Raw genomic sequence first — 6,649 nt, forward strand, 5'->3', positions numbered from 1 at the left:
TTACCTCACATTTAACAGAGTACCCACGCATGGATCCCGGTGCCCAGCTTGCAGCATTAGCAACCAGTGAAGAGTTTACGTCGCTCACTCAATACACCAAGAGTTTTGATCTTTTCAAGGTTATGGGGGTAAGCACCAAAGAGTTGGTGCACTCAAACATCATCGCGGCACTTTTAAACGAGCGAGAGTCACATGGTCTCGGCGCAGTGCTCCGAGACGCCTATGTTGCGTCACTGGCCACATGTCGATGCAGCACAAACCCCGTCCCCCCGCAGATCCTGGCAAATACAGCTGGCGAGCGCGCGAGGATTTCCAGGGAACTGGCACAGATCGACATCGTCCTCGACTTCCCTGACCTGCACCTGGTAATCGCCATCGAGAACAAGATCTGGGCCAAGGATCAGGAGGGTCAGATTGGTAGATACCAGCAGACGCTTGGCGAGCTGTATCCGCATTATCCGAACCGCGCCTTGGTCTATCTAACGCCTACGGGACGCGATTCCCCAACGATTGATCCGGAATCTTCCCTGCCTGTCTACTACCAGTCATATGGGCAACTGGCTAAGTTGTTGCGTCATCACCAACCGCTTGCCAACTCGGCCGCCAACAACTTTATCGACCAGATGGTAACTCACGTGGAGAAGACGATGACCGGGAATTCTGACTTGCGAAAGCTCTGTTTGGAGATCTTTTTGCAGAATGAAGACGCTTACGAGCACCTTTACAAGAACTATGAATACTGCCTTCGTCAGAAACTCGATCAGCAGTTTGCAGACCTCAAGACAGGCTTGAGCGACAGCCTAGTGTTCCAAGAATGGTCGGGACAAATTGAAAGCCGATTCATGCCCCATCCGGACAAACTCCACTACGACCTGGACATTCGCCTAAGCAACTGGCCTACCGGCATCTGGGTAAAAATCTACAAGCACACATGGTTTGGTGTGTTCCCGTTTTTCCGAGGCTCCGACAAAGACGCTCTCTCCCATCGCCTGGCTATATTCACGGCGCCGGCCCGGCAGATGCAGAACTGGACGGATCACTATATTGCTTCGAGCCGGTACTTGGTTAAATCAGAACGGTGCATCATTGAGAACGGCGATAAGGCAACCGACATGCATCTCAACCAGGCACTCAACAAAGTTAGTGAGTGCATCAAGGAGATCAGCGCGGCGCTTGCCGGCAAACACTACGCCCCTGAATTGGTCGAGCCCGCCTGCGCCGACTAGCAACCGAAAAGCCCGCCGAACGATGTAGCCAATCTGTTGCATCCACCGGTTGAATCCAGAGCCGATTGCGGCCTTTCGCACAGGGCAGCAATCGGCTACTTGCAGCTTGTCATGACTGTCTATTAATCAGGTGCGGTTCAGTCCATGCCGTTGCGTGCGGCCTACTCCCAGCAGCTTTGATGTTGCTTGGTGTATTGCTATGCGAAGTCGAACATTTTCCTATGAGCAGCTAGGTAAGGCAAATGCTTCGGATTGAGCTTGCGTAGCTTCATAGCTTTCGACAGGCCAAACTCTGGTGGCAGCTTCTTGGCCGTGCCGGACAGGAGAATCGAGCCATCGTCTTTGAATGAAATAAGGCCTTGGTCAAACAGTCGGTCGTAGTGGGGCGCCAGTAGTAGGCCGTTAAATGGATCGAGCTTGGCGTCTGCTTCTGACTGGCTCCAGGGGAGAATGTGTGATGCGACCAGCAGCTTGGGCTCCTTCACTCCAGAGAGTGCGCAAGCATCGCCCCAAAACTCCATCAATTGCTTCCTGAACCTCTGTTGGCCAACGCGGGCCATAATTGTCGTTGCCCTAGCAGTAATCAGGTTGGCCAAGTCTTTTGAAGTGCCTACTTGGCCATCTTCCTGCTCAACAGCATCAAGCACGGTAACGATGAAGCTGGACTCGGGATTCTCCAGCACGACGGGGCTGATCATATCCACGAGTGCCTTTGGGAATTTGATTTCACGCCCGCTGGTGATCTGAAAGTGATCGACAATATCCAGCTCAAATCGTGGTTCGAATGAGATTTGTAGGAGGCGGCGTGTGCCGTCTACAAAATTGCAGTTTTCACGAACCTCCGTGTGGGAACCCCAAAGAATATGTTCCTTTTTACGGTCACAGAATGGTTGTTGCCAGGATGTATCCGTTAGCTTGATGAGCTTGGCCATTCCAACCCCTATGCGATGGCGATAAAGGCAATTAGGCTAACGGTTTGCTCGCGAAGCGTCTATGTGGTGGGGCAGGAGAGAAAACATTCGCCGGGTGCGTACTGTTCCGTTCTTTAACTTCTCTACAGGCTGGTTCGCGTCGATTTTGGCCTATACTGACCGGCTGCTTTGGGTCGATAGGAGCCCTTTACGTCTGTCAGCATAGGCCAATATCAGCCATTCAAGATAATCCGGTATCCGCCAGAAGCGGACATATTGAAGGGCCTCCTCCGAAGCATAGCGAAGATGGAGACTCCTTTGAAATTGCTATCGAAGCGAGATAGTTCTGAACCACATTCTGCATATCTATAACTTATACGTATTGCCTCTCCAATAACTCAGGCACCTTGTTCGAGAAACAAAAAGATTTATTCAAGCTAGATATTAAAGCGAAGATTTGATCTTCAATCTCGTAAAATTCATTTCTAGGTTGGTGGCTTAACGCGACTCCCAAACAACCTAGAGCATCGATAATTCTTTTCTGATGTGGCATGTAGCGAAAAGAGCCTTGAATTGCAGTTCTTGCTTGTTCGTTAGAAAAGAATATCTCATTGTTTAAAGCTGCAATAATGCTGCAATATTCATCAGAAATTGAAGTTTTTCCATTGCGCGAATTAGAAAAAATCAAATTATACCAAACAAAAGTATCTACAGACGCCGGAGATATGCGGTTGCGCTTAGAAACTTCTACCGCTACATAATTTTGAAATATAGAAAAATGTGAAATATGGTTTGTTAACGCTGTAGCGTTTGCGCTATTCAGAAAGCTCATGAGCGCAACTATTATTCCCCCTATCGTGGCAAGCCCGACAAGCAAGTTCAAAGTTGCTGTTAAGATCAAGAAAGACTGGTCAAATAGCTCGAGGAATTTTTTAATACATCCATTATTGAAGCATAGAGGTCTAGCAAACTCGCCGCCGACACCGGTAACCATTAGAGCCATAGTGCTAAGCAGCACGCCTATTGCTGCGACCAATAAAAGCCCAGCGGCCAGATAGTTTAAATATGGATAATCGCGCCAGATCTCGCCGAGTTTTTTATTCATAATCAGGCTGCAACCCCTTCAAAGACTTTCTAATTTCTTTAGTAATAGCCGGAAATGAACGCTTTAGGACAATCAATCTTTCTTGAAGCTTATAATATCGTTTTGCGTACCAATAAGTACTACGTTTGGTACCACAGTCACGAGCAAGACGGTCCAGCATTGCACTCGCGCGCTCGATGTCTTTTTTAGACGGCAGAGGAAATATTTTTTTAAGTCGACCAAGCAAGGAATCGTATCGATCATGACCCACCCTTACTAATTTATTAACTCGACCCATGCAGCGGTTGAAGTCGTGTCGATAAGCGTGAGTTGTTCTGTAGCCACGTTCTGATGCTAAATTTTCAATATTTTTTACGGCCGCCCTGATCCTTGCAACCTCTCCAGAAGGAAGACGAGGCTGAGGAAACGCGACTCTTAAACCATGGACAGTCAAAGGCTCACTGGAAACATAAACAGATCGAGTTTTAACAAGGTTAAGCGGGAGGTCTTTACTTGTGAGCATTGTTCTAATAATGTCTAAAGAATAACCGAAGTCATAGTTAGAGATTTTTGAAGAAACCGTAATATCATCCACGAGACGCGTGTAGACAAGCCCCTTCCGCGACAATCTTTGAACGACGGCACCTTCAACATCATGTAGGCATAAACTAGCAAGGTAGCTTGAGGTTAAAGCCCCTTGGATTACATGCGACCTAAAACAACAGATTTCGGCAAGCAATCCAGAAACTTCACTATCAAACTTCATAAAGTTGCTAAATATATCTAACACTAAATCTTTGTGAATGTTATCAAAAAAATCTTTCACATCGACTTTCAGTAAACTTTTCGCACCGCAGTGTTTTGCGGCACACGACACATAGTCTTTGTTGACCATGTTTTGAGTTTTCTGATCTCGTTGATTAGGTACGGAGCCAAATAGATGATCAGGCCATTCAATAATACTGAGCTTAGAAAATATGCGTTTGTTTATTCTTCGCTGAATTTTTCGAAGCAAATAATGCGGGTTATGGACCAGCCTAACGCTCCCATCACTCTTAGGTGTCTGGGAAACAGTATATTTTTCATCATCAGGAAGGGATAGCGCCCCGTAAATCTCATCGAGCGATATAGAAAGCGCGCTACAAAGATTCTCAATACTAGAAATTGAGCCAACTGAGACTTTTCTAGGATTGAGTAGAGCCATTTTTAAATCCTATTAAAAATAGGTTTGACCAACCCATACGCAAGGGTGCAGTGAAGGATGATGCATTCATCGATCAGATCGCTGGCAGCTGCCATCCTTCACATGGCCAAACCTACCGTCCCTGTCTCCTCCAGGTTTCTCGGAGGTGATCGGAGGTGCGAGCCTCCGGACAAGCCCGAAGTAAAAACTTCAGACGCTCGTAAGAGCAAAATCCAGGATCTAAAAACAATCGATTGCAGCACATAAGCGGTACGCTTACGCAACGCCAATCTACATACGCTAAAAATTAAAAGCAATGCCTCTATGGGACGTTTGCTGAACCAACGATGAATTTAATGGTCTGAGACTCCCTTTTCACGCTCGTGGAGCAGCGGGCAAGCTTTAAACTACCGCCTTCCCGCTATTGGCCGATTTCTGCCTGTCGCCAACGCCAGCTTCGGGTCGAATAGCGACGGTCTAGCGTCGACTGTCACTAAGGATGATCAGACTTCCGTCTGTTCCGCCATTTCTAGGGCATCATCGACTTCGATTCCAAGGTATCTGACGGTGCTTTCAAGCTTCGTATGACCAAACAGAGGAAAAGGGGACAGATTTATTTATTCGCGTTCACAGAAAGTTTGCTTCGGCCGAAAGCAACCCCTACAGATTCGTCGCCAAACTCCATCGAAATTTCCTACAACCTAATAGGCTTGCACCTAGGAAGCGACCTTACTAATCTCCCTCTGTCACTGCCAATACAGCGACCGGGTGTGGTAGCCCGACTTTCTCATAGGAGCCCAGTTCATTGGAGTTCCAAATGCTCGACGAACACGCTAACCCATCCGAAACTTCTGAATCCCCACCCCGCAAACCCGCCGAGGCCGAGCGCCGTCCCAACCCCATTTTCACCATCGCCCCCAACGTCAATAACGAAACCCTCCTGGTTCACGCCTGCGAAACACTCGCTTCTGCAAGCGTTATGGCCAGTGAACTGGCGTTCATACTCGAAGGCCCCAAATGCAATTTGGCACTCGGAATTCAGCAGATGATTGCTTTAGCCGAGTTGACGGTGAACCGGGTGCTGGATCAAGTTGACCCGCAGGAGTAGGCGAGGGCGTTGATGTGACGTGATGCGCCAAAAGAAGCTCTGCCCCATTTAACCGTGGCAGGGCTTTTTTGTTTTTGGATTGAAGCCGCAGCACCAGAGATAGCCAAACGAGTGCCTTCATCACTCGGAAATGAATGAGTCAGGATCGTCAAAGGCTAAAACCCAACATCTCAACCAAAGGACGCGACATTCATGGAAACCCCCTTTTCTCAAATCAGCGAGCGTTTGAACCATCGCCGATTTACGGTTGCGGATAACGCTCAAGGGCTGTCCGGTGCGGGCACCGTGTTTCACTAGCAGGTCGAGGGGAATGCCATTTCGAGCACTTACCAGGGCGGACGGATACGCATCGGTAATCAAGTCGGGGATGTGACAGGCCCCGATACCATTGAGCTTCTTTTTAGTGTTTGACGGCGGATGGCGAGATGCTTGCCGGCTGGTCTCGTGGCACGGTGGGCGTTGATCACGCAGGGCGTACCACGCTAGCCTTCGTTTGGGGCTGGTTGTCGGGCGCGACTGGCGGCGGGGAGTCGAGCTACGTCGAACTTACGGGCTAGCGGCCAAGTTTTTTGTGATCATTGCGTAGCCATCTGTGCGGTAGCCATGCGGTAAAGCACCGATGGTCACCGGGTCGGGTCAGCTGCAATAGCCGATCTATACTGGAGCAGTTCGTTGTCTTTCTGTCATGCAAGCCGTCGACACCCGTGCGCTGTACGGAGCACCCGTGCCAACCGCCAACGTAACCAGCGCAGAGTCCACGTGTCGCGTCTCCAGCATTGAATGACTGGCCGTGCTCTTGGCTTTGTAGCTAGTGGGTCGTGGAGAACATTATGAAATACAGACTTTTTTCAGGCGTTTTATTAGCACTCGCGGCAGCGGTGGTAACGCCCGGTGCCTCGGCTGCACAGGCACGAGCCTTGGCGTCGGATGGCGCAGATCATGTCGGCGCTGGCGCAGTAGCAGCGGATGGCGCAGATCACGTCGGCGCTGGCGCGGTCGCAGCTGACGGCGCAGATCATGTCGGAGCGGGCGCAGTTGCGGCGGATGGTGCAGATCATGTCGGAGCGGGCGCAGTTGCGGCGGATGGCGCAGATCATGTCGGGGCTGGCGCGGTCGCAGCTGACGGTGCAGATCATG

5 protein-coding genes and 1 pseudogene are annotated in these 6,649 nt (G+C 49.7%); 3 read left to right on the top strand and 3 right to left on the bottom strand.

Going from position 1 to position 6,649, the window contains the following annotated elements; all coding sequences use genetic code 11:
* Nucleotides 1–29 precede the first annotated feature (29 nt).
* Nucleotides 30–1,226 (top strand): PDDEXK-like family protein, encoded by a 1,197-nt coding sequence (locus Q7W83_RS07470; RefSeq protein ID WP_473655858.1) that lies wholly within the window; start codon nt 30–32, stop codon nt 1,224–1,226.
* 197 nt (nt 1,227–1,423) lie between these two features.
* Here the strand turns inward: Q7W83_RS07470 and Q7W83_RS07475 are convergent, their stop codons facing one another.
* The 3 genes from Q7W83_RS07475 to Q7W83_RS07485 form a co-directional block, all read right to left on the bottom strand.
* Nucleotides 1,424–2,158 (bottom strand): HNH endonuclease, encoded by a 735-nt coding sequence (locus tag Q7W83_RS07475; protein ID WP_473655859.1) that lies wholly within the window; start codon nt 2,156–2,158, stop codon nt 1,424–1,426.
* A gap of 352 nt (nt 2,159–2,510) precedes the next feature.
* Nucleotides 2,511–3,242: a retron Ec48 family effector membrane protein gene (locus Q7W83_RS07480; protein WP_473655860.1), complete on the bottom strand. Its 732-nt coding sequence runs from the start codon at nt 3,240–3,242 to the stop codon at nt 2,511–2,513.
* On the bottom strand, nt 3,235–4,425 hold the full coding sequence (locus tag Q7W83_RS07485) for a reverse transcriptase family protein (RefSeq protein ID WP_473655861.1): 1,191 nt from the start codon (nt 4,423–4,425) through the stop codon (nt 3,235–3,237). Before Q7W83_RS07485 ends, Q7W83_RS07480 begins: the two co-directional genes overlap by 8 nt.
* A gap of 796 nt (nt 4,426–5,221) precedes the next feature.
* On the opposite strand from Q7W83_RS07485, the gene Q7W83_RS07490 reads away from it, so the two are divergent.
* Together Q7W83_RS07490 and Q7W83_RS07495 are read left to right on the top strand one after the other, a co-directional pair.
* Nucleotides 5,222–5,512 (top strand): DUF6124 family protein, encoded by a 291-nt coding sequence (locus Q7W83_RS07490; RefSeq protein ID WP_150631440.1) that lies wholly within the window; start codon nt 5,222–5,224, stop codon nt 5,510–5,512.
* Nucleotides 5,513–5,704: 192 nt separating this feature from the next.
* Nucleotides 5,705–6,069, top strand: a pseudogene (locus Q7W83_RS07495) (avidin-fold protein).
* Nucleotides 6,070–6,649 lie beyond the last annotated feature (580 nt).

The sequence above is a fragment of the Pseudomonas sp. 300 genome (assembly GCF_055803035.1).

Excerpts from the sequence above, each read along its gene's own strand:
- Q7W83_RS07475 (WP_473655859.1), bottom strand. The coding sequence starts at position 2,158 with ATGGCCAAGCTCATCAAGCTAACGGATACATCCTGGCAACAACCATTC.
- Q7W83_RS07470 (WP_473655858.1), top strand. The coding sequence starts at position 30 with ATGGATCCCGGTGCCCAGCTTGCAGCATTAGCAACCAGTGAAGAGTTT.
- Q7W83_RS07490 (WP_150631440.1), top strand. The coding sequence starts at position 5,222 with ATGCTCGACGAACACGCTAACCCATCCGAAACTTCTGAATCCCCACCC.
- Q7W83_RS07485 (WP_473655861.1), bottom strand. The coding sequence starts at position 4,425 with ATGGCTCTACTCAATCCTAGAAAAGTCTCAGTTGGCTCAATTTCTAGT.
- Q7W83_RS07480 (WP_473655860.1), bottom strand. The coding sequence starts at position 3,242 with ATGAATAAAAAACTCGGCGAGATCTGGCGCGATTATCCATATTTAAAC.